The 20481-nt window shown below is 39.3% G+C and carries 22 protein-coding genes; 4 read left to right on the forward strand and 18 right to left on the reverse strand.

Going from position 1 to position 20481, the window contains the following annotated elements; genetic code table 11:
* Positions 1-58: 58 nt before the first annotated feature.
* Together H538_RS0111540 and cshA are read right to left on the reverse strand one after the other, a co-directional pair.
* Positions 59-1363, reverse strand: coding sequence for an ArsB/NhaD family transporter (locus tag H538_RS0111540; protein WP_026677739.1), 1305 nt, complete (start codon positions 1361-1363; stop codon positions 59-61).
* Positions 1364-1513: 150 nt separating this feature from the next.
* The gene (gene cshA, locus H538_RS0111545) at positions 1514-3007 is read right to left on the reverse strand and encodes a degradosome RNA helicase CshA (RefSeq protein ID WP_026677740.1); all 1494 of its coding nucleotides are present in this window, start codon (positions 3005-3007) and stop codon (positions 1514-1516) included.
* A 252-nt stretch (positions 3008-3259) separates the two neighbouring features.
* Here cshA and H538_RS23690 point away from each other — a divergent pair, with 252 nt between their 5' ends.
* Together H538_RS23690 and H538_RS0111555 are read left to right on the forward strand one after the other, a co-directional pair.
* Complete coding sequence (locus H538_RS23690; protein ID WP_051291447.1) at positions 3260-4486, forward strand: trypsin-like peptidase domain-containing protein; 1227 nt, start codon at positions 3260-3262, stop codon at positions 4484-4486.
* A gap of 39 nt (positions 4487-4525) precedes the next feature.
* Positions 4526-5839: an MFS transporter gene (locus H538_RS0111555; RefSeq protein WP_026677741.1), complete on the forward strand. Its 1314-nt coding sequence runs from the start codon at positions 4526-4528 to the stop codon at positions 5837-5839.
* 28 nt (positions 5840-5867) lie between these two features.
* On the opposite strand, the gene asd is transcribed toward H538_RS0111555, so the two are convergent.
* The 14 genes from asd to acnA all read right to left on the reverse strand — a co-directional run bounded on the left by asd (position 5868) and on the right by acnA (position 18046).
* Entirely contained in the window at positions 5868-6710 is an 843-nt protein-coding gene (gene asd / locus H538_RS0111560; RefSeq protein ID WP_026677742.1) for an archaetidylserine decarboxylase, read from the reverse strand.
* A gap of 51 nt (positions 6711-6761) precedes the next feature.
* A complete protein-coding gene (locus tag H538_RS0111565; RefSeq protein ID WP_026677743.1) occupies positions 6762-7187 on the reverse strand; it encodes an acyl-CoA thioesterase in 426 nt (141 codons plus the stop codon).
* Positions 7188-7274: 87 nt separating this feature from the next.
* Complete coding sequence (gene tlp, locus H538_RS0111570) at positions 7275-7496, reverse strand: small acid-soluble spore protein Tlp (RefSeq protein WP_026677744.1); 222 nt, start codon at positions 7494-7496, stop codon at positions 7275-7277.
* Between the two features lie 65 nt (positions 7497-7561).
* A complete protein-coding gene (locus H538_RS0111575) occupies positions 7562-8068 on the reverse strand; it encodes a hypothetical protein (RefSeq protein ID WP_026677745.1) in 507 nt (168 codons plus the stop codon).
* A 99-nt stretch (positions 8069-8167) separates the two neighbouring features.
* Positions 8168-8989: a carbohydrate ABC transporter permease gene (locus H538_RS0111580; protein WP_026677746.1), complete on the reverse strand. Its 822-nt coding sequence runs from the start codon at positions 8987-8989 to the stop codon at positions 8168-8170.
* Positions 8989-9954, reverse strand: coding sequence for a carbohydrate ABC transporter permease (locus H538_RS0111585; protein WP_026677747.1), 966 nt, complete (start codon positions 9952-9954; stop codon positions 8989-8991). Before H538_RS0111585 ends, H538_RS0111580 begins: the two co-directional genes overlap by 1 nt.
* A gap of 69 nt (positions 9955-10023) precedes the next feature.
* A complete protein-coding gene (locus tag H538_RS0111590) occupies positions 10024-11298 on the reverse strand; it encodes an ABC transporter substrate-binding protein (protein ID WP_026677748.1) in 1275 nt (424 codons plus the stop codon).
* Positions 11299-11485: 187 nt separating this feature from the next.
* Positions 11486-12316, reverse strand: a complete 831-nt coding sequence (locus H538_RS0111595; protein WP_026677749.1) for a response regulator transcription factor — start codon at positions 12314-12316, stop codon at positions 11486-11488.
* Positions 12317-12320: 4 nt separating this feature from the next.
* Positions 12321-13763, reverse strand: a complete 1443-nt coding sequence (locus H538_RS0111600; protein ID WP_051291448.1) for a sensor histidine kinase — start codon at positions 13761-13763, stop codon at positions 12321-12323.
* Entirely contained in the window at positions 13760-14593 is an 834-nt protein-coding gene (locus H538_RS23695; protein WP_245595234.1) for a sugar-binding protein, read from the reverse strand. The genes H538_RS0111600 and H538_RS23695 overlap by 4 nt, the downstream gene beginning before the upstream one ends.
* Positions 14578-14748, reverse strand: coding sequence for a hypothetical protein (locus H538_RS26710; RefSeq protein ID WP_245595232.1), 171 nt, complete (start codon positions 14746-14748; stop codon positions 14578-14580). The genes H538_RS23695 and H538_RS26710 overlap by 16 nt, the downstream gene beginning before the upstream one ends.
* A gap of 108 nt (positions 14749-14856) precedes the next feature.
* A complete protein-coding gene (locus tag H538_RS0111610) occupies positions 14857-14997 on the reverse strand; it encodes an acid-soluble spore protein N (RefSeq protein WP_026677751.1) in 141 nt (46 codons plus the stop codon).
* Between the two features lie 70 nt (positions 14998-15067).
* Complete coding sequence (locus H538_RS25540) at positions 15068-15196, reverse strand: FbpB family small basic protein (protein ID WP_081412640.1); 129 nt, start codon at positions 15194-15196, stop codon at positions 15068-15070.
* A 129-nt stretch (positions 15197-15325) separates the two neighbouring features.
* Positions 15326-18046, reverse strand: a complete 2721-nt coding sequence (gene acnA / locus H538_RS0111620; RefSeq protein WP_026677752.1) for an aconitate hydratase AcnA — start codon at positions 18044-18046, stop codon at positions 15326-15328.
* A 327-nt stretch (positions 18047-18373) separates the two neighbouring features.
* Between acnA and sspO the strand changes: the two genes are divergently transcribed.
* Positions 18374-18544, forward strand: coding sequence for a small acid-soluble spore protein SspO (gene sspO, locus H538_RS25545; protein ID WP_081412641.1), 171 nt, complete (start codon positions 18374-18376; stop codon positions 18542-18544).
* 1 nt (position 18545) lies between these two features.
* Here the strand turns inward: sspO and H538_RS0111630 are convergent, their stop codons facing one another.
* A complete protein-coding gene (locus H538_RS0111630) occupies positions 18546-18803 on the reverse strand; it encodes a hypothetical protein (RefSeq protein ID WP_026677753.1) in 258 nt (85 codons plus the stop codon).
* A gap of 91 nt (positions 18804-18894) precedes the next feature.
* On the opposite strand from H538_RS0111630, the gene H538_RS25550 reads away from it, so the two are divergent.
* Complete coding sequence (locus H538_RS25550; protein WP_081412642.1) at positions 18895-19035, forward strand: small acid-soluble spore protein P; 141 nt, start codon at positions 18895-18897, stop codon at positions 19033-19035.
* Positions 19036-19075: 40 nt separating this feature from the next.
* On the opposite strand, the gene selA is transcribed toward H538_RS25550, so the two are convergent.
* The gene (selA, locus tag H538_RS0111640; protein ID WP_026677754.1) at positions 19076-20464 is read right to left on the reverse strand and encodes an L-seryl-tRNA(Sec) selenium transferase; all 1389 of its coding nucleotides are present in this window, start codon (positions 20462-20464) and stop codon (positions 19076-19078) included.
* Between the last annotated feature and the right edge of the window lie 17 nt (positions 20465-20481).

Genomic DNA, 20481 nt, shown 5'->3' on the forward strand with positions numbered 1-20481 from the left:
GTGTGTTCATCTAGATTTGTTCGGTTTAAACAAGGAACCGGCCATTTGCCGATTCCTGTTAAAAATGAATGAGATATCGAAAGTAGATATAAATATGGGCAATGATTAAAGAAAGGATAGTTAACGGTGCCCCAATTTTAAGAAATTCAAAATAGCTGAACCCTCTTCCATCGCGGGCAGCCATATTAGCGACGACTACGTTCGCCGATGCCCCAATGATCGTTCCATTCCCGCCCAGGCAGGCACCTAACGCTAGCGACCACCAGAGGCTATTGATTTCTGGCGAGTTTACAGCAAGACCTAAATTGTGCGCCATATCTTTGATCAACGGAATCATGGTTGCAACAAATGGAATATTATCGATCGTTGCAGATGCAACGCCAGATCCCCATAAAATGAAGATTGAAGCAGTTGTTATATTTCCGTTGGTTACATCTAATACTTTTTGTGCGAGCAACTTGATCATTCCAACCTCTTGAAGACCGCCGACGAGTGTAAACAATCCGGCAAAAAAGAAAATCGTCACCCACTCTACCGACTCAAATGCTTCCTCAATATCTTTTTCTTTTAAGCCAATAAGCATGAGCAAAGTTGCCCCCGTGATACTAATAACGGAAGCTTCCAAATGAACGACTGAATGAAGCATAAATCCTACAATTGTTAAACAAAGAACAACTAACGACTTCTTCATTAATATCGGATTCTCGATATAGTTTTTTTCATTCAGCTCCATTAATTTGGCAACATCTTTTTCATTCACCTTCAGTTGTTTACGATAAATTAAATACAGCATAAATAATGTCACTGCTAAAATAATGACAATAATTGGGCCAAGTTGAATGAGAAATGCATTAAACGTTAAATGTTTGTTTGCTGATCCGATCATGATGTTTGGCGGATCACCAATTAAGGTTGCGGTTCCGCCAACATTTGAAGCGATAATTTCCGAAATTAAAAATGGGACAGGGTTAAGATGTAACAGTTTGGTGATCGATAGCGTGACCGGAACAACGAGCAAGACGGTCGTTACATTGTCTAAAAAAGCGGAGGCCACTGCCGTCAACAATGAAAGAAATAGCAATATTCGAACCGGATTTCCTTTTGCAAGTTTAGCAGCCTTTACTGCGGCATATTGGAATACTCCCGTCTTATTTGTGATTCCGACAAGAATCATCATGCCTATAAGCAGTGTAATCGTATTCCATTCAATGTACGTTGTAAATGCCTTATGAACATCAACGATTCCCAATATAACCATGATTGCCGCTCCGAAGATGCTTATGGCTGCCCGGTTTAATTTTTCCGTAATTATAATGGCATACGTCAATAAAAAAATAATGATGGCGACTATCGTTTGATTCATCTCGTTTTCCTCCTTTAATTAAATTAGGAGCCTTGCCTCCCACAAGACTCCTAAAAAATACAAAAGGAGCCCGTTAGTGACAGGCTCCTCCAAAAAACAATTTTTATTCTTTTTTTCAATCATAACAAAAAGTGGTTAATCGATCAATCATTAATAGGCTCGATTTTCTTCCCGGACTCTTTTTGGAGCGCGGTACGATTTATCTCTACCGCTTGATCGTTTCATACGGTCATTTCGCGGGTTTCTTCGTTTATCCCGGCCGTCTCTGCCATGCCGCCTGCGGTCGCCAAAACGGTTTTCATTGCGATTTTTCGCCTTTTTAACAGCGAGCGGTGGTTCCCCTGTCAATTCAACAGGCGTTGTATCCGGCTCTTTTGTAATGAGCTTTAAAGCGGCGGATAATAACGTTACTGAATCATTATCCTCCAATAATTCAATGGCAAGCTGCTTATATTGTTGGCTTTGTTCAGAATCGATCATGCTCATTAGCTTTTCAATGGCGATTCTTTGTTGTCCTTCTGCAGCCTCGGCAAGTGATGGGACAGGACGTCGAACGAGTTTTCGTTTCGTAATACGCTCGATCGTGTATAGATGGTCAATCTCTCTTGGGGTTATAAACGTGATCGCATACCCTGTTTTACCGGCGCGTCCCGTACGTCCGATGCGGTGTACATAACTTTCCGGATCTTGCGGAATATCAAAGTTATACACATGTGAAACACCGCTAATATCTAGCCCACGTGCGGCAACGTCAGTCGCAACAAGCACTTCAATCGTGTTGTTTTTAAACGCGCGAAGTACCATATCGCGTTTTGATTGTGGGAGATCGCCATGTATTCCTTCTGCTGAGTAACCTCTTTTATTTAAAGCTTCTGTCAGTTCATCAACACGACGCTTTGTTCTTCCAAATACAATCGCAAGTTCAGGTGAATGAATGTCAAGCAATCGAGTAAGTACATCAAACTTTTGCTTTTCTTTCACTTCTACATATTCTTGTTCGATACTTCTTACAGTCATTTCACTTGCTTTAACTTTAATGATCAGCACATCTTTCATAAAACGCTCAGCAAGCTTTTGAATTTGTTTCGGCATGGTTGCAGAGAAAAGCATTGTATGTCTTTCAGTCGGAACATTTTCTAAAATCGTTTCAATGTCTTCGATAAAGCCCATGTTTAACATTTCATCCGCTTCATCAAGAACAACAGTATGAACATCTTCTAACTTTAATGTTTTTCGGTTGATATGGTCAATGACGCGTCCCGGCGTCCCAACAATAATGTGAGGATTATTTTTTAATGCTTTAATTTGCCTTACAATCGACTGTCCCCCATAAATCGGAAGGGTTCTAATTCCTTTAAATTGGCCGATTTTGTTTAACTCTTCGCCAACCTGGACGGCTAATTCGCGAGTCGGGGCAAGCACGATTCCTTGAATTTTCCGATCAGCGACATTAATTTTTTCAATTAATGGAATGCCGAAAGCGGCAGTCTTCCCCGTACCTGTTTGCGCTTGTCCAATTAAATCAATTCCTTTTAACGCGGTAGGAATTGTATCCCGTTGGATCGGAGTTGCTTCCTCAAAACCCATATTATTAATGGACTTTAACAATTCCTTACTTAAACCTAATTCATTAAATGTTGTCAATTTGTTATTACTCCTTTACTTTCAAAAAAACTGAGTTAATCTCGTCATTTCAATTAATTATTCCGAACATAACCTTATCATTTCAGTTTCAAATTTGCAACCTCATTCACTGTGAACATGCCCTCATTTTAGACCACTTTTCATAAAAATAAGCCCATTTGTTATAGATTCTTTAATACTTATGGTCACCCGTAAAAAAAAGAATATACTATATCACTTCTTATTCCCTTGAATATAACAAATGAGGTGACGATGTTGAAAAAAAGAGCGTTTATTACAATTCCGATTTGCATTTTGCTATCGTGCGCTATTTGCTTCTCTGTTTATTTAATCAATATAAAGCCCGATACTTCGCATATAAGCCCCGCTCAAAAAGTAGCCGAATACGCAAAACCCGCTGTTGTCAAAATCGTCAATTATGCAGTTGTCAAATGGCAATTTACGAATCCAGCCGATTACGAAGTTGCTGATTATTTAAATAAAATGAACAACGAAACCGTTGTCGGAGGCTCGGGCTCAGGGTTTATGATTAGTGAAGACGGTCACATCATAACAAATGCCCACGTTGTCGAAACGAATAAAATGGATGAAACTGAAATTGTCCAGAAAGCATTCGATCTTCTCGTCAAACAGATGTCCAATGATTTTCAAATTGACCCGAAAATCGTTGAAAGCTATATGCTTCAATATACGCTATATTCAGATGTAAAAAGAGAATTAAAAGTCATTTTGCCAGACGGCGAGAAAAAAGACGGACAAATTAAAAGTTACGGAGCGCCGGTTGGTGAAGGAAAAGATGTGGCAGTCCTTAAAATCGCAGGTCATCATTTCCCAACGTTAAAAATCGGTGATTCTAACCAGATTAGCCTTCAAGATAATGTCTGGGTCTTTGGTTATCCGGCTGCCGCTGATTCTGACTTGCTATCAGAGGATTCTGATAAGGTTGTTTCTATCACTGACGGAAAAATTAGTGCCACCGATAAAAAATCCAATGAAGGAAATCCAGTTATTCAAATTAGCGCCCCATCGACTCATGGAAACAGCGGTGGACCAGTTATTAGCGAGAATGGAACGGTCATTGGAATTTTAACTTTTCGCGGGGATACCGTAAACGGCCAGGAAGTTCAAGGATTTAACTTTGCCGTCCCAATCAATACTGTGAAAGAATTTATTCTTCAAGCAGGCGCGAAAAATAAACAAACGAAAACGGATGATTTATATAGGGACGGTTTGCAACTATATTGGGGCGGTTATTATAAAGATGCACTCACTAAATTCCAACAGCTTCACGCACATTATCCAGAGCATTCCGAAGTGAAACGTTGGATGGCAAAAGCAAAAGAAAAAGCAGGCGACAGTAAAATATTATGGTCAACTTATCAAACGTACTTTATTTTAGCCGATATTGTTTTTGCGCTTATCATTTTAGCACTTCTCGTCTGGACTTTTTTAGCAAAAAAGGAGGAAAAAACAGAATAAAAGATAAATAATATAAATTAAAGGAAAGGACGTGAAAAAATGAGTGAGACGAAGCTTAATTTATCGCCTAAAAAACCAACACATTTTTCTCTTTATTTTTCTATCCCTGTCCTATCATGGGCGTTATATGATTTTGCAAATACGATTTTTTCATCCAATATTACAACAATCTTTTTTCCATTTTATTTATCGGACGTTGTTGGAACGACGAAACAGATGGAACAAATCGCAAGCACGCTAATTAGTTATACAAATGCAATCGTCGCCATTTTTCTCGTCCTCTTATCGCCTTTATTCGGTGTTTGGATGGATCAAACCGGGCGAAAAAAGAAATACCTCGTCCCTTTCGCTTTAATTTCCATTATTTGCACCATTTTCATGGGAGTGTTCGCTAGTTTTACATTCTCAGGCACTGCCTTTCAGTTGCCATTATCTATTGTGTTGGTCATCATCTTTTTTTCCATCGCTAAATTTTTTTATCAATCTAGCCTTATTTTTTACGATCCGATGATGTCGGATATCGGCACAAACGAAGAGCTCCCACTGTTATCCGGATTTGGAGTCGCCGTCGGTTATTTAGGTACGATTCTCGGTCTTACCGTTTATCCGATTGCTGGAAAAAACTACGGTTTAGCTTTTTTATTAAGCGGCCTTTTATTTCTTATTTTTTCTTTACCGATTATGGTTTTTTACAAAGAGAAACCCGCTCAATCGCAAACTGGGAAAATCGGAATGTTAAAAGGTTATAAAGAAATTTATCATACCTTTAAAGAGGCAAAAAAGCTTAAAGGAATACTGTTGTTTATGTTTGCCTATTTCTTTTTTAATGATGCCATTGCTACAACGATCGCAATGATGGCGCCATATACAAAAACGGTCTTTGGCTTTTCGAATAAGTCGTTTATATCCCTTTATCTTGTTGCAACTCTCTTTAGTATTGTCGGTTCATTTATATTTGGCTACATCACGAAGATGGCGGGAACGAAACGCGCCGTATTTTTTGTCTCATGGCTGCTCGTTGTCGCGCTATCTATCGCCGTTTTTTCGACAAGCGCCTCTTTTTTCTGGATATCGGGGGCTCTTTACGGCATTTCGTTAGGTGCCATGTGGGTGACGACAAGGACGATGATCATTGAACTGACACCGGAAAAAAAACGAGGACAAATCTTTGGCCTATTTGCCTTTTCTGGAAAAATATCCGCCGTCATCGGCCCATTACTATATGGCACAATTACCCTTGTTTTAGCTGACTATGGCGCTATCGCCAGTCGTGCTGCTCTCGGTTCGCTTCTTCTGCTCGTCATGATCGGCATGGTGATTCTTTTGAAAGTTCCTTATAAAAAAATGGGATGATCACATACCTGAATGATAAAAAGCTCACTTAGCGTGAGCTTTTTATGATTTCACCTATCTTTTCACCCATTTTAACGGCAGCTCCCGGTTGAATCGTTTGGTTAATCATTACCCGTTCTTTTTGAAACAAAAGAATCACCGTTGAACCGAATTCGAAATGTCCGATTTCGGAACCTTTCTTAAAATAGGGCTTTGTGTGCATTGTATTTTTATGGACGGTTCGTTTTTTTCTTTTAAAACTTTCTTTATAGGCAACTTGAACGCTGCCTACAATGAACGCACCGACTTTCACCATCGCCATTTCGCCCGCTTCAGTCTGGATGTGTGTGATCACTCTTTCATTTTTCGTAAATAATCCTTTGACTTGAGTGACGCCTATTTCATTAACAGGAAACAGGCGTCCAGGTATATATGTGCTTCTTGTCACTTTACCTTCTAGCGGCATATGAATGCGGTGATAATCTTTCGGGCTTAAATAGATGGTCATATAATATCCGTCTTCAAATCCTGTTTCACCTGGAGATTCACCAAGAAGACTGCTCACCGAATAATCAATGCCTTTCGCCTGGATGATCGTTCCGTGTCTAATTTTCCCTACTTGCGAAACGACTCCGTCTACAGGAGAAACAATCGATAACGGATGCTCATCGATCGGCCTGGCATCGTATTTTAATCTTCGAGAAAAAAATTCAGTCAAATGCTTATATTCTTCGATAGGTTTTTCGATTTCTTTTAAGTTAATATTGTAATGTTTGGCATATGGTTTGACATACCATTTACTTAACCTGGAACGCCCTACCGTTCCAACAAATGAGGATATTTTATTTTGCGGCAACACGGAAAGAATGATTTTTGCAATTTTTTGTTTCACGTTTTTATCCCCTTATATTCCTTACTTCTATCTGCCTTAAAAAGTATATCTTTAGTTTTTCGGTTTTTTGTTTTTTTCATAAGCATCATGCCATGCTGGCAAGTTTTTCTTTATAGAAATCGCACGAAATGTTTCTTTTCGCACACATACATGGGATGTCATACCCGTCACACAAATTTCATTGCGTTCATTTCTAATTTCGTAGCCGTATGTTACTTTTAATCCATTATAGTCTTCAATCCACGTTTGGATGACTGCCTTCTGCCCATAAGTCAGCGGCTTTCGATATTTCACCTGAACGTCTGTTACAGGCGAAAGAATTTCTTCTTTCTCCAATTCCGCATAATTAAATCCTAATTCCTCAATTAATTTTGTCCTTCCTATTTCGAACCATATTAAATAATTCGCATGGTACACGACACCCATTTGATCGGTTTCAGCATATCGAACGTCAATTTCTGTTTGATTTCGTAACATAATACTTTATTCACCTGCTCTTTCCGTACTTATTTTACCATATAACGACCTGTAACTACATGAATAAGACCGGACAATTGTCCGGTCTTATTCATGTGATTGTCGATATGCTTTTTCATCTTCAATTTCGTTCTGAAACGATTGGATGCTTTCTTCGCGCCGCTTGTTTTTTTCGCGAATTTGCTCTTGTTGCTCAGCGGACATTGTATTTTCTAACGATTCGTTCGCCGCTTCGATATTCTCTTTCGTATTTTCAACCATTTGTTGAAGTCGTTCTACATTGTTGCTTCTGTCATCTGGTTTTGGCATCGCTACCCCTCCATTTTGCTTTAGTTTCCACAGTAGTTTTACTCAAAATGGAGCTTGATATGCAATTAACCTTTTATTAAAATCGGACTCATATTTTCAATGCTAATTTCACATAATGACCGCCATGTCTTCCAATAGTCAACAACTTCATCGTCTTCAAGATTCTTCATTGTCTCTTCAAGCCATGTTAATTCTTCTTGTAGACGAATGGAAGAGCCGATCCAAATTTTCTTATTTTTGACGGTAATAAAGAATGGTTCCTCAAAGCGAAAAGGTAAATAAAAGCCACTATCATTCGGATGCATGATAATATGTTGATAAACGGTTCCTTTAAAAAGTTTAGCGTAAAAAAGAAATACTCCGTCATTTTTCGCAGCGGTTTTCTTAAGCCGATTTAAAGTCTCGCTTTTTCCAATATCGATCGTTGTTATGTCATTTTCCCAGTTTAATTCTTCCCGAAATGGGACAAGATGGCCAAGCCGCTGCATTTGAATTTCTAATTCTCTATATAAATGATCTTTGTCTTCTTTTCTTGGCGAAACAGGTAATGGTTTTATTTCTGCAGTAATCACCCGTGTACCCTCCTACAATTCACTCTATACAAGTATTCGACAAAGATTTCATTATATGGTGGTCATAGAGGAGAAAACCCGGGAGAATCCCTCCCGTTTCTATCCTTTGACAGAGCCGGCTAAAAGTCCTTTGACAAAAAATTTGCCTAATACAATATAGACCAATAATGTCGGCAAGGCAGCAAGCAATGCTCCGGCCATTTGCACATTCCATTGAACGATTTGGCTGCCTGAAAGATTTTGCAGCGCGACCATAACCGGCTGCTGATCTGAGGTTGTTATCGTCACGGCAAACAGAAACTCATTCCAGATGTTCGTAAACTGCCAGATGCCAACGACGACAAAACCTGAAATCGATAGAGGGATCAGGATGTGCCTGTATATTTTAAATATCCCTGCTCCATCTATTTTGGCGGATTCGATCATCTCATACGGCACACTCGAATAAAAATTTCGAAACATTAACGTGGTTACAGGAATTCCGTATACTACATGAACAAGTATTAAACCAGGAATTGTATTGTATAAATGAATTGTTCTTAAAAATTGGATTAAAGGAATTAAAATACTTTGATATGGGATAAACATTCCGAATAATATAGCTGTAAATAGCCAATCCGATCCTTTAAATTTCCATTTGGACAGGACATAACCGTTAAGAGAACCTAACAAAGCGGAAAGAAGGGTTGCCGGAATAACTAAATATAAACTATTTATAAAATTGGGTGCGAGTTTTGAAAACGCCATTTGATAACTTGAAAAATCAATTAAAGAAGGAAGCTGCCACATTTGACTTAGCGTAATTTGATCAATCGGCTTTAAACTCGTTGTTAAGATGACATATACCGGCATCAAAAAAATGAGGCCCAGCATGATTAAAAGCAAATAAAGAATCGGACGATAAACAGACTTTAAAACCATTAAGACTCACCCTTCCTATTTGAAAGCAAATATGGAACAATGAAAATAGCGACAGAAAGCAGCATGATAATGGCAATCGCGGCACCACTTGCATAATAGTTTCCACGGAACGTTGTTTCAAACATATAGACGCCCGGAACATCTGTAACAAAATTGGCTCCAGGGCCTGTCATCGCATAAATGAGGTCAAAAATTTTCAGCGAAATATGGGCCATTATAATGATCACACTGATCGTAATCGGCAATAACAATGGAAAGATGATTTTTCGGAAAATTTGAAACTCCGTTGCACCATCCATTCTAGCTGCTTCACGCACTTCGTCAGGAATGGCTCTGAGCCCTGCTAAGTACATCGCAACCGAAAATCCTGTCATTTGCCAGACGGCAGCGATCACGACAGCGATGACGGCAATCGGAATGCCGACCTGTATTTTTCCCCATTCTACACCCGGGATGACTTTAACACTGGTATACCACATCGGCTCTATGCCGACCTTTTTCATCAAAAGATTGACTCCGGTTGAAGGATTTAATATCCATTGCCAGACAACTCCTGTAACAATAAACGATAAAGCCATTGGAAAAAAGAAAATATTGCGGAACAAATTTTCAAACTTTATTTTTTGATCGAGGAAAACGGCAATCATAAGCCCCATTCCAAGAACGAGTACAATAAATAAAATCATAAAGACGGCTGTATTCCTTAGATCTGCTTGAAATCGGAAATCGTGAAACAACGAGACGTAGTTTTTTAATCCGGCAAATGAAAAATCCGGGATTTGCGAATTCCAATTACTTAACGAAACATAGCCCGTCCAGCCAATAAATCCATAAACGAATATGGCGATGGCTAAAATGGACGGCAATATAAAAAGAAAGGAAAATAATCGGTCTTTTGCTACGATTGTTTTTTTCTTTCGGACCTGGATCTTCATCTGCATTGCAGACTTTACTTTAGGCTCCATCTCAATCCCTCCATTTAACCTTAAAAAATCGGGGAAGCGATTTCTCCCGTCCCCGAAAATGTAAAACGATTATTTCAACTCGCTTGCGGCTGTTTTTAATGCATCGATAAATTGCGCTTCATTTTGTTGTGTCACAAAAATGTTAACAGCGTTATTCACTTTTGTAACAACCCCTTCCGGCGCAGCGGAACCATGTGCTAAACTCGGGGTAATGCGCGCTTTTTTAAATTCTTTCATCGTTAGTCGTCCATATGCGTCATACTTTGACGGATCCGCATCGATCCGGGCAGGAATCGAGCCTTTTAGCGGGTTAAATGTATCCTGTCCTTCCACAGAACCTAACAATGATAAAAATTTCATCACATCATCTTCATTTTTAATTCCTTTCGGCAAACCGAATGTATCCGTAATGACCATAAACGAATGTTGCGTGCCTGGCGTCGTTACCCAGCCAAAGTCTTTATTGACTTTTAGCTTTAGATCATTGACAAAATACCCTTTTGCCCAATCCCCCATTATATTCATGGCGGCTTCCCCTTTTCCAACCAGTTGCGATGCATCTTGCCAGTTGCGAGAGCTGTGATCTTTATTAATATAGCCTAACATTTTCTTAAATGTTTTGACGGCTTCTTTCACTTTCGGATCATCAAACGAAACTTCTTTTGTCCACAGCTTTTTATAATCGTCAGGGCCGAGCGTTCCAAGTAAAACATCTTCAAAAAGTTGAGTTGCGGTCCACGGCTCTTTATCACCTAGAGCCAGTGGTGTAATCCCTTTTGCTTTCAATTGGTCGGCGACTTTGAAAAATTCAGCAAATGTTTTCGGAGCTTTAAGGCCGTTATCTTTAAAAATCCGTTTATTGTACCAGAGCACGTTTCCTCGATGGATATTGACAGGAACGGAATAAATGTTTCCATCCTTACTGACAAGATCGATTAATTCTTTTGGGAATTTATCATTCCAGCCCTCTTCTTTGTACAGCTCATTAAGCGGCTTCATCTTACCAGCGGCTACCCAGCCATCATTAAGTTCTGCGCCGCCATGAACCTGGAATGTTGCAGGCGGATCGTTCCCCTGCATCCGGCTCGCAAGTACCGCTTTTGCATTCGTTCCGGCTCCACCTGCAACTGCCGCATTTTCAACTTTAACTTCCGGATGCTTTTCTTTAAACAATTTAATGAGCGCTTTCAATCCATCTTCTTCACCAGCACCTGTCCACCAGCTAAAAATATCGAGTCTAGTCCCATTGCCCCCACTTTTAGACGCTCGATCGGAATTACATCCAACTAGTAACAATGATAGTGCAAGCATGAATGAAAGAAAGGCGAACCATTTTTTCTTCAATTCTTATTTCCCCCTTTAAACGGAATATGTAATCGGTTCGAGCTTAACAATTATCTTGAAAACCCTTACACAAACACTATATCACGAACATTCAGAATTCTCTTTCGCTATTTCCTTCACTCTTTTGCGAAATCCTTCACTTTTTTGTGGTCTAAACAACAATAAACCAAAGTCTCCTTCGGCTTCTTTAACTGATATTCAGCTGCCGTTGCCTGAATTCTCTTGGTGACATTCCGGTTATTTTTTTAAAGACGCGGCTAAAATAGTTCGGGTCCTTGTAGCCGACATTAAAACAAATTTCTTTCAAACTTTGTTCTTCTTTTTTGATCAGTTCTTTCGCTTTTTCAATTCGAAGGATTGTCACATAATCAATAAACGTAACAGAAAAGCGCTCTTTAAACAGTTTGCTAAAATAAAAAGTGCTTAATTGAACATGTTCAGCCACCTCTTCAAGTGAAATGGCCTTTGTATAATGGGAGTTAATGTAGTCTTTCGCCTTATTTAAGGCATTCGTTGTAAGTTGAAGATCATCCGTTTCGTTTTGGCCGTCTAATACCGAAGCAATTACATTTGATGGCGCAAAAGCTAAAGCTTGCTTAAATTTCACCTGAAGCCGTTCATATTCTTCTCTTTCCATTCTTTCAGCCTTTATTTCAGCAATTACCCGTTCAATTGCCTGAACTATTTCATAGTTTCGGCTGGGCTTCAGTAAATATTCTTTCACCCCATATTTCATCACTTTTCTTGCATACTCAAACTCGTCAAAGGCTGTGACCATTATAAATTTGGTCTTTGGCGCTTCGCTTATGATTTGATTTACGGCTTCACACCCATCGACCCCGGGCATTTTTATATCCATTAAAATTAAATCCGGCCTGAGCCTCTTTGCTAGCTCAATCGCTTTTCGGCCATTTTCAGCCTCACAGACAATTTCAGCTTCCTTAATTTCATTCGTAATGATCAGCCTTAACGCTTGTCTTTCTAAAACTTCATCGTCTACAATCATCACTTTAACCATCTTTCTATCCCCTTATTTGTCTATCGAGTGGAAGTCTAAGACGTATCGTTGTTCCTTTTTTTATGATAGATTCAATTTCAACCATATTTTTTTGTTGATAAAACAACTCTAATCTTTTAATGACGTTCCTCATGCCAAGGCCAGTAGAATGACCGTTATTTCTTTTTATTCCGCTCTCTTTTTCATCTGATCTCAAAATTGTTTTAACTGTTTTTTCATCCATCCCTATTCCGTTATCAATCACTTCGACGACGACTTCAAGACCCGTTTTAAAAATCTTCAGCGCTAAACATGCGCCATGCTCGTAAGATTCAACTCCGTGAATAAACGCATTTTCAACAATTGGCTGCAAGGTCAAGCCCGGCACCGCAACCGATAAACATTCTTCGCCAACCTCCATTTGAAACTTGACGCGTTCCCCAAATCTTGTTTGTTGAATAAAAAAATACTCTTGGACAACAGCGACTTCTTCCTTTAATGTTGTCGGCTGGTCAAGACTTTTTAAATTGTATCTAAGTAAATGCGAGACAGAGTCAATAAGTTCGTTTGTCCGCTTTGCTCCTTCAATATATGCCATTTTAGAAACCGTATTCAGAGTGTTAAATAGAAAATGAGGATTAATTTGGCTTTGCAGACTTTTTAGCTCCATTTCCTTTAATAGCTTGTCTAGCTCAGATTTTTCTTTAATTTCCTGAATGAGCCTACGTATATTTTTTCTCATGGAATTAAACGTTTCGGCTAAAAAGCTTAATTCGTCTTTTGTTGACGTTGAAACATCTTTGCCCTCAAAATTGCCTGAAGCAATTTCTTCCGCCGCCCTTGATAGTCGGCTTATCGGCCTTGTAATCCCTTTTGAAAACCATATTGCCAATAATGTGCTGAATAATATGGTGGAGCTAAAAATGGAAATGCCTAATGAGCGAAAATAATTATTTTTCATGTTCATATCATGATAAAAATATTGGTAATCCGTTAATTCTTGATTGATCAACGATAATGTAACCTCCTGTATATAACGGGCAATTTTTGATGCTTCGGTAAGATGTTCCGAATAGACGTTTAAATTCTGATCGTTATAGGCATTCATTACGACTGTGCACTCTTCAAGCAAACTTGAAATTAAATTGGCGTAGTTTTCGAGCGTCATCGATTCCCCGCGGAAACTGATTTCAGCTTGTAACCGGCTCTTTCCTTCAACTAAAGCTTCCCGCTCTTTTTTATATTGACGGTATAAATCTGGTGAGCGATCCGTGACATAAGCATTTAATGATTGATACATACCATTTGTCTTTTGTGAAATGGTATTTAAAAGGAAAAATGTTTTTAAAATGTTATTATATTGTACAATCGATTTTTGACTGTTTTGGTATAGAAAAAAAGCAACCCCGTTCAGTAATAAAACAAAAACCATTGAATATAGCAAAATCTTCGTACGAATCTTCATCATGGACTGACATCCCCTTTCGCTATATCCTTCTGATAGAGAATGCCTGTATCCGTATGTATCGTCGAAGGGATGTGCCTCCCCTTTTTAAACTCATGCATCAATTTCACGCTTTCATATCCAATTTTATATGGCTTTTGTACAACCGTCGCCTGAATGATCCCTTGTTTCATTAATTGAAGTGTTTCGGGTAGTGTATCAAAACTGATAATATAAATTTTTTTCTCATGCCCTTGTCGTTTTATGACCTGGGCAATTCCCAGCCCGTCTAATGCGCTCGTTCCGTAGAAGGCGTTTACATCAGGATGTTCCGAAAGAATCTCATTCGCTTTTTCCGCAGCCTGGACTTTCGTAATGTTTGATGCTTTAATATCTACAACTTTAATTCCGGGTTTATTTTTAATTGCATCCTTAAATCCCTCTACACGCAATTTTTGATGGCTCGCTTCAAAACTTCCTGTAATGATACCAACAACCGCTTTTCCCTTTGTTCCAGCGATTAATGCCTTTCCTGCCAAATAGCCGGAGCGATAATTATCCGTTCCTACATAAGAGACTCGTTTACTTTTTGCAGCATCTGTATCGACTGTAATGACCGGAATCCCTTTTTTCATCGCTTTATTTATAAGAGGAGTGAATTTTTCTTCACTAAGCCCCTGTGTAATAATTCCATCTACTTTTGAGGAAATAGCCATATCGATCAATTTCATATGTTCGGATAGATTCGATTGTAATGGCCCATTATATTCAATGGAAACATGGTAGCGGCGTCCTGCGGCCTTAGCCCCTTTTTCGACTAAACGCCAATATTCATTATTTAATTCTTCTGAAATGAGAACATAATGGGCATTCGTCTTTTTCGCTTTCGTTTTTTTTCGATTATTTGATCAAATTGCATCGCTTTATAGGCGAAAAATAAAGTAAAGAAAAAGGAAATGGTAAATGCTGATATACCGATCGCATAAAATACATTTCGATAATGGTTCATAGCTTCTCGCCTCCGAAATTCCAAAATATTCTGTCTACTAATAACTTAACTTATTCATCTCTTATAGTAAATACATAAAAAAGACCTGAACCCAGGTCTTTTTTTGTTTTATCCTTTAGGAGGAATATAATTCGGTTGTTCATTGCTTTTATTCGCCATCTGTCTTCCATTATTGCCTTTGCCGTCCCTTGGCTGTGTTCCTAAATGATTCGGGACAAAATATTTCGGAAATTTTTTCGGATTACTCATGCTTTTCCCCTCCTTAGTCATTAATATTTGTTTTTACACAAAAAAAGAAACAGAATCGCGTTCTGTTTCTTCAGGCATTCTTGGAATGTTTATCCTCTAACTTTTTTTCAATTCGTTCCATTTCTTCGTGGTCACTTAGCAATTGACGTTTATTTTCATTGACGAGATCTTTGAATGATATTTTGCGAAATTTCCTCATTCTCTTTTTCCTCCAAATATATTCATTTATATATACTATCGACAAATCCCAACATTTTTATTCAATTTTTAGAAAATAGAATTAAAAAATAAACAGCTCTCAAAAAGAGAGCTGTTTATATAAATAAACTTATTTTGTTGCAACGAGTTTGTTGCGCAATACCATTGGCAGGATGCCACCATGGCGATAGTAATCGATTTCTACTTCACTGTCGAAACGAGCGATGACTTCGAATTCTTTTGCGACGCCATTTTCATCAACCGCTGTAACTTTTACAAGGTCACGAGGCTTCACATTTTCATCAATTTGAATGGTGAATGTTTCTTTGCCAGTAAGACCATGTGTTTCGGCATTTTCGCCATCTTTGAATTGAAGAGGCAATACGCCCATTAATACAAGGTTGCTGCGGTGAATACGTTCGAAGCTTTCCGCCAGAACGGTTTGAATGCCAAGAAGGTTTGTACCTTTTGCCGCCCAGTCACGAGAGCTTCCCATTCCGTAGTCTTTTCCGGCAATAACGATAAGACCTGTTTGATCCTCTTTATATTTCATAGCGGCATCGTAAATGCTCATTACTTCATTTGTAGGCCAGTATGTCGTCCAACCGCCTTCAGTTCCCGGTGCAATCTGGTTGCGGATACGAATATTCGCAAACGTACCGCGCATCATGACTTCATGGTTACCACGACGGGAACCATAAGAGTTAAAGTCGCGTTGCTCGACGCCATGTTCAAGCAAGTATTTTCCGGCAGGAGAATCTTTCGCGATGGCACCCGCTGGTGAAATATGGTCTGTCGTTACAGAATCACCAAATTTCGCAATAAGCTTTAGTCCTTCAAGAGGCTTAATTTCTTTAAGCTCAGCTGAAAGGTTCTCAAAGAACGGCGGGTTTTGAATATATGTTGATTCTGGATCCCAATTGTAAAGTTTATCAGCGCTTGTTTTCAATTCATTCCAACGTTCATTTTCATCAAATACGCGTTCATATTCTTTTTTGAACGATTCCGGTTTAACGGATTTGTTCATCGCTTCTTTAATTTCTTCAGCAGATGGCCAAATGTCTTTAAAGTAAACGTCATTTCCGTCTTTATCTTTACCGAAAGAATCATTTTGCATGTCAAAGTTAACCGTTCCTGCCAATGCATAAGCAACGACGAGCGGCGGAGAAGCAAGATAGTTCGCTTTTACAAGCGGATGAATTCGCCCTTCAAAGTTACGGTTACCTGACAATACAGAAGCAACTGTCAAATCGTTTTTAGCAATTGCTTCTTCCACTTCTTGAGAAAGCGGGCCAGAGTTTCCGATACATGTTGTACAACCATAACCTACAAGGTTAAAGCCTAGTTGCTCTAAATATGGCATTAGTCCGGCATCTGCCAAATAATCTGTAACAACTTTTGAACCAGGTGCGAGCGATGTTTTTACATATCCAGGGACTTTAAGGCCTTTTTCAACTGCTTTTTTCGCAACGAGACCGGCACCTAACATTACATATGGATTAGATGTATTCGTACAACTTGTAATCGCTGCGATCGCAACTGATCCGGTTTTCATTGTTGATGTTTCGCCATTTGGATGTTTTACTTCAACTTGTTTGTTAATTTCATCAGCTGTCAAGCCAAAGCCTGCATTTCCTTGAGGCGCTACAAGCGCTTTATTGAACGATTCTTTCATTTTTGAAAGCGGAATTAAATCTTGCGGACGTTTTGGACCGGAAAGATTCGTTTCAAGTTCATTAAGATTGATTTCAACAACATCTGTAAAGATCGGATCTTCTGCATCCGGGGTATAGAACAAGCCGTTAGCTTTGCAATATTCTTCAACTAACTTAATTTGTTCTTCACTGCGGCCAGTAAGTCTTAAGTAGTTAAGCGATTCTTCGTCAACAGGGAAGAAACCGCAAGTTGCACCATATTCAGGCGCCATGTTGGAAACGGTAGCGCGGTCTGCAAGCGGCATTTCGGCTAGACCCGGTCCGAAAAATTCAACAAATTTACCGACAACATTTTTCTGGCGCAACACTTGTGTTACTTTTAGCGCTAAGTCTGTTGCTGTTGTGCCGTTTGGAAGTGAACCAACAAGCTTCACGCCGATTACTTCTGGTACTGGGAAGTAAGAAGGCTGTCCGAGCATGCCTGCTTCTGCTTCAATTCCACCTACGCCCCAGCCTAATACACCAAGGCCATTAATCATCGTCGTATGAGAGTCAGTACCGACTAGAGAATCCGGGAATGCTTCTAACTCGCCATCGACTTCCATGCTTTGAACAACAGATGCTAAATATTCAAGGTTGACCTGGTGGACGATACCAGTTGCCGGAGGGACAGCACGATAATTATCAAAAGCAGATTGAGCCCAGCTTAACAACTTATACCGTTCTTCATTCCGTTCAAACTCACGGTCCATATTGTATGCTAACGAGTCGTTCGTACCGAATTTGTCAACCTGTACAGAGTGGTCAACGACAAGGTCAACCGGAATATCAGGGTTGATTTTCGATGGATCTCCGCCCATATCTTTCATTGCTTTTCTTAAAGACGCAAGGTCAACCACTGCAGGAACCCCTGTAAAATCCTGAAGAATAACGCGTGAAGGTTTAAATGGAACGTCGATATCTTTTACTTCGTCTGTTCCCCATTTCGCGAGGTTTTCAATATGTTCTTTTACAATGACTCTTCCGTCATGCTGGCGTAAGACGGATTCCAATAACACTTTAATGGAATAAGGCAATTTAGAAATTTTCCCTACTCCTGCTTCTTCTAAAGCACTTAATCGATAATAGTTGTAAGTTTTTCCATTTGCGCTGAAGGTCGCACGCGCATTGAAAATGTCATTCTTACTTTTAGACATTATCCATTCCTCCTTGTCTTGCTGACAAAGGCTCATTGGGGCACAACAAACAAATCGAATGCTGCCACCATAAAAAGCTGCCTTCGTTCTTCATTACAATCATACACTAACGGAAGAAAAATTGTCGAAATTATGTCTTTTTGTAACACAATAAATTTTCTTCAATTGCTTCCTTTATTATCATACGAAAATGTGTTTCATAAGTAAAGTACATAAATGTTATCAAAGGTCATAAGCAACTCTTATAACCTCAATATGAAAAGCCCTCCAAAAAGAGGGAGTGCTTTTAAAAGAAAATAAGGACAAACTATATATGGAGGTGATTTCATGGCTAACCATAAAGCAAATCATATTCGTCCCGGCATGAATGCCGCCCGTAGCCAGGGACAGGGAGCCGGATACAATATGGAATTTGGAAATGAACAATTAAGCATGCCTAATGAACCTTTAACTGAGGCACAACGTCAAAACAATAAAAAAACGAAAAAAAGACAGTAGTTTACTCTGTATGGGTTTGATCCGCAATTGAATACAATTCATTTCGATATTGTTCAAGCCGTTCACGTTGATGTTCCGAGGCAACTTCCATTGCATTTTCAATTTGCTGCAGAGCTTCTTCTACCTCTTGGCGAAATTCTTTCATTTTCCTTCCATATTCAGGATGATTTTGCTCAACATGGGAATAAGCCTGAAGGGCCTGTGTATAGCCCTGCTGTGCAGCTTGAAATGCTTGTTGCTTGTCTTTATGGTATGGCATAAATACATCTTCCTTTCCTATTGTTGGATACATGTTACTATGCCATATGTATCAAAAAATTATTCCAGTTTCTTTAAATGGAGGTAATAAAATGGCTGAACGAAACACCTTTAAAGACATTCGCAGAAATTCCCCAAAAGGGCAATATGAAACGCAACCCGAGCCTCTCGATGGTTCAAAAAAAGTGAAGAATAGAAATCATACGCGCCAAAAACAGGCAAAAGGATCGTAAATATCAGCATGACAAAAGCCAACCATTTAGTTGGCTTTTGTTACCATTTATTGAGCGTCCGAATGATGACCTCTTCTTCTTCTTCGGCTACAGTTCTCGGGTCAATGAGGCAATGATCATCTTTTATCCGGACGATGATAGGGAGCGGCTGATTTCGTAATCTTTGTGCCATTTCATTAGCGGAAACTTTTTCATGCGAAAGCTTTAACACATAGGTTGGCAGTTGAACGCCCGGCATTGTTCCGCCACCTACCATGGAAAAATCTTTTTCAATTGAATAAGTGATGTTCCTTGAATCTAGCTTTTCAACCATTCGCTTTAATAGTCCCAATAGTTCTTCTTCCGTTTTTAAAATATCTCTTACAACCGGAAGCTGCTTTGCTTTTACCTTATTTTGATACGCTTTGATCGTCGCCTCTAGTCCGGCAAGTGTTAATTTATCCACTCTTAAGACACGTGCTAGCTGGTGCTTCTTTAACCGGTCAATATATTTTTTCTTTCCAGCGATAATGCCCGCCTGTGGTCCTCCTAACAGCTTGTCCCCGGAAAACGTCACAAGATCAACACCTGATGATAAAACTTCCGAAACAAGCGGTTCTTCCCCTATTCCGGCCGCTCTAAATGGATAAAATGCCCCGCTTCCTAAATCTTCATAAACGAGAATATGATCGTGGGATTTTGCTAATCGTACTAATTGCTCAGTTGGGACACTTTTTGTAAATCCGATGATTTTAAAATTACTCGTATGGACTTTCATTAATATAGCTGTATTCTCTGTAATCGCTTTTTCATAATCGACGATATGTGATTTATTGGTTGTCCCGATTTCAACCAGTCTTGCCCCACTTTCCTCCATAATGGATGACACACGAAAGGACCCCCCGATTTCGACTAACTCTCCGCGGGAGATGATTACTTCTTTCTGTTTCGCGAATGCTTTTAGAACAAAATAAACGGCAGCAGCGTTATTGTTTACAACGATCGCCCCTTCGCTTCCCAATACTTCACAAATCAATTTTTCAAGTAAATCGTGCCGTGAACCTCTTTTTCCACTATGAATATCATACTCTAGATTTGTATAATTTTTCGCCGCTTGCACAATATGCTCGATTGCTTCAGTGCTTAAGCGCGCCCGGCCAAAATTCGTATGTAAAACAATGCCCGTTGCGTTAATGACCCTTTTTAAAGAGACATCATTCTTTAACTCTATTTTCTCTTTCATATGTTCAATAATAAGCTTTAGAAAATCTTCTTTGCTTGCTTTTTCTTGAAATGAAGGCTGAAGAATTTGCTGCCGCAAATGGGAAAGTTCTTCTTGCACCCATTTCGTTATTGTGGAATCGGCAATATGTTTCGGAACAATTTCACGCAAGCGCGGATCATTTAAGACAGTATGAACAGCCGGCAAGCTTCGCAATACGTTTGACAATGATGACCCCCTCCCCC

Origin of the sequence: Fictibacillus gelatini DSM 15865, assembly GCF_000430745.1 — a bacterium.
GTDB classification, from domain to species: domain Bacteria; phylum Bacillota; class Bacilli; order Bacillales; family Fictibacillaceae; genus Fictibacillus_A; species Fictibacillus_A gelatini.

What these genes read in the sequence shown, in the direction of transcription:
- H538_RS0111555 (WP_026677741.1), top strand. Translation starts at nt 4,526, where the DNA reads ATGAGTGAGACGAAGCTTAATTTATCGCCTAAAAAACCAACACATTTT.
- H538_RS26710 (WP_245595232.1), bottom strand. Translation starts at nt 14,748, where the DNA reads ATGAACCATTATCGAAATGTATTTTATGCGATCGGTATATCAGCATTT.
- H538_RS0111580 (WP_026677746.1), bottom strand. Translation starts at nt 8,989, where the DNA reads ATGGTTTTAAAGTCTGTTTATCGTCCGATTCTTTATTTGCTTTTAATC.
- acnA (WP_026677752.1), bottom strand. Translation starts at nt 18,046, where the DNA reads ATGTCTAAAAGTAAGAATGACATTTTCAATGCGCGTGCGACCTTCAGC.
- sspO (WP_081412641.1), top strand. Translation starts at nt 18,374, where the DNA reads ATGGCTAACCATAAAGCAAATCATATTCGTCCCGGCATGAATGCCGCC.
- H538_RS0111600 (WP_051291448.1), bottom strand. Translation starts at nt 13,763, where the DNA reads ATGATGAAGATTCGTACGAAGATTTTGCTATATTCAATGGTTTTTGTT.
- H538_RS25540 (WP_081412640.1), bottom strand. Translation starts at nt 15,196, where the DNA reads ATGAGGAAATTTCGCAAAATATCATTCAAAGATCTCGTCAATGAAAAT.
- tlp (WP_026677744.1), bottom strand. Translation starts at nt 7,496, where the DNA reads ATGCCAAAACCAGATGACAGAAGCAACAATGTAGAACGACTTCAACAA.
- H538_RS25550 (WP_081412642.1), top strand. Translation starts at nt 18,895, where the DNA reads ATGGCTGAACGAAACACCTTTAAAGACATTCGCAGAAATTCCCCAAAA.
- H538_RS0111595 (WP_026677749.1), bottom strand. Translation starts at nt 12,316, where the DNA reads ATGGTTAAAGTGATGATTGTAGACGATGAAGTTTTAGAAAGACAAGCG.
- H538_RS0111585 (WP_026677747.1), bottom strand. Translation starts at nt 9,954, where the DNA reads ATGGAGCCTAAAGTAAAGTCTGCAATGCAGATGAAGATCCAGGTCCGA.
- H538_RS0111610 (WP_026677751.1), bottom strand. Translation starts at nt 14,997, where the DNA reads ATGAGTAATCCGAAAAAATTTCCGAAATATTTTGTCCCGAATCATTTA.
- H538_RS0111540 (WP_026677739.1), bottom strand. Translation starts at nt 1,363, where the DNA reads ATGAATCAAACGATAGTCGCCATCATTATTTTTTTATTGACGTATGCC.
- H538_RS0111630 (WP_026677753.1), bottom strand. Translation starts at nt 18,803, where the DNA reads ATGCCATACCATAAAGACAAGCAACAAGCATTTCAAGCTGCACAGCAG.
- H538_RS23690 (WP_051291447.1), top strand. Translation starts at nt 3,260, where the DNA reads ATGTTGAAAAAAAGAGCGTTTATTACAATTCCGATTTGCATTTTGCTA.
- H538_RS0111565 (WP_026677743.1), bottom strand. Translation starts at nt 7,187, where the DNA reads ATGTTACGAAATCAAACAGAAATTGACGTTCGATATGCTGAAACCGAT.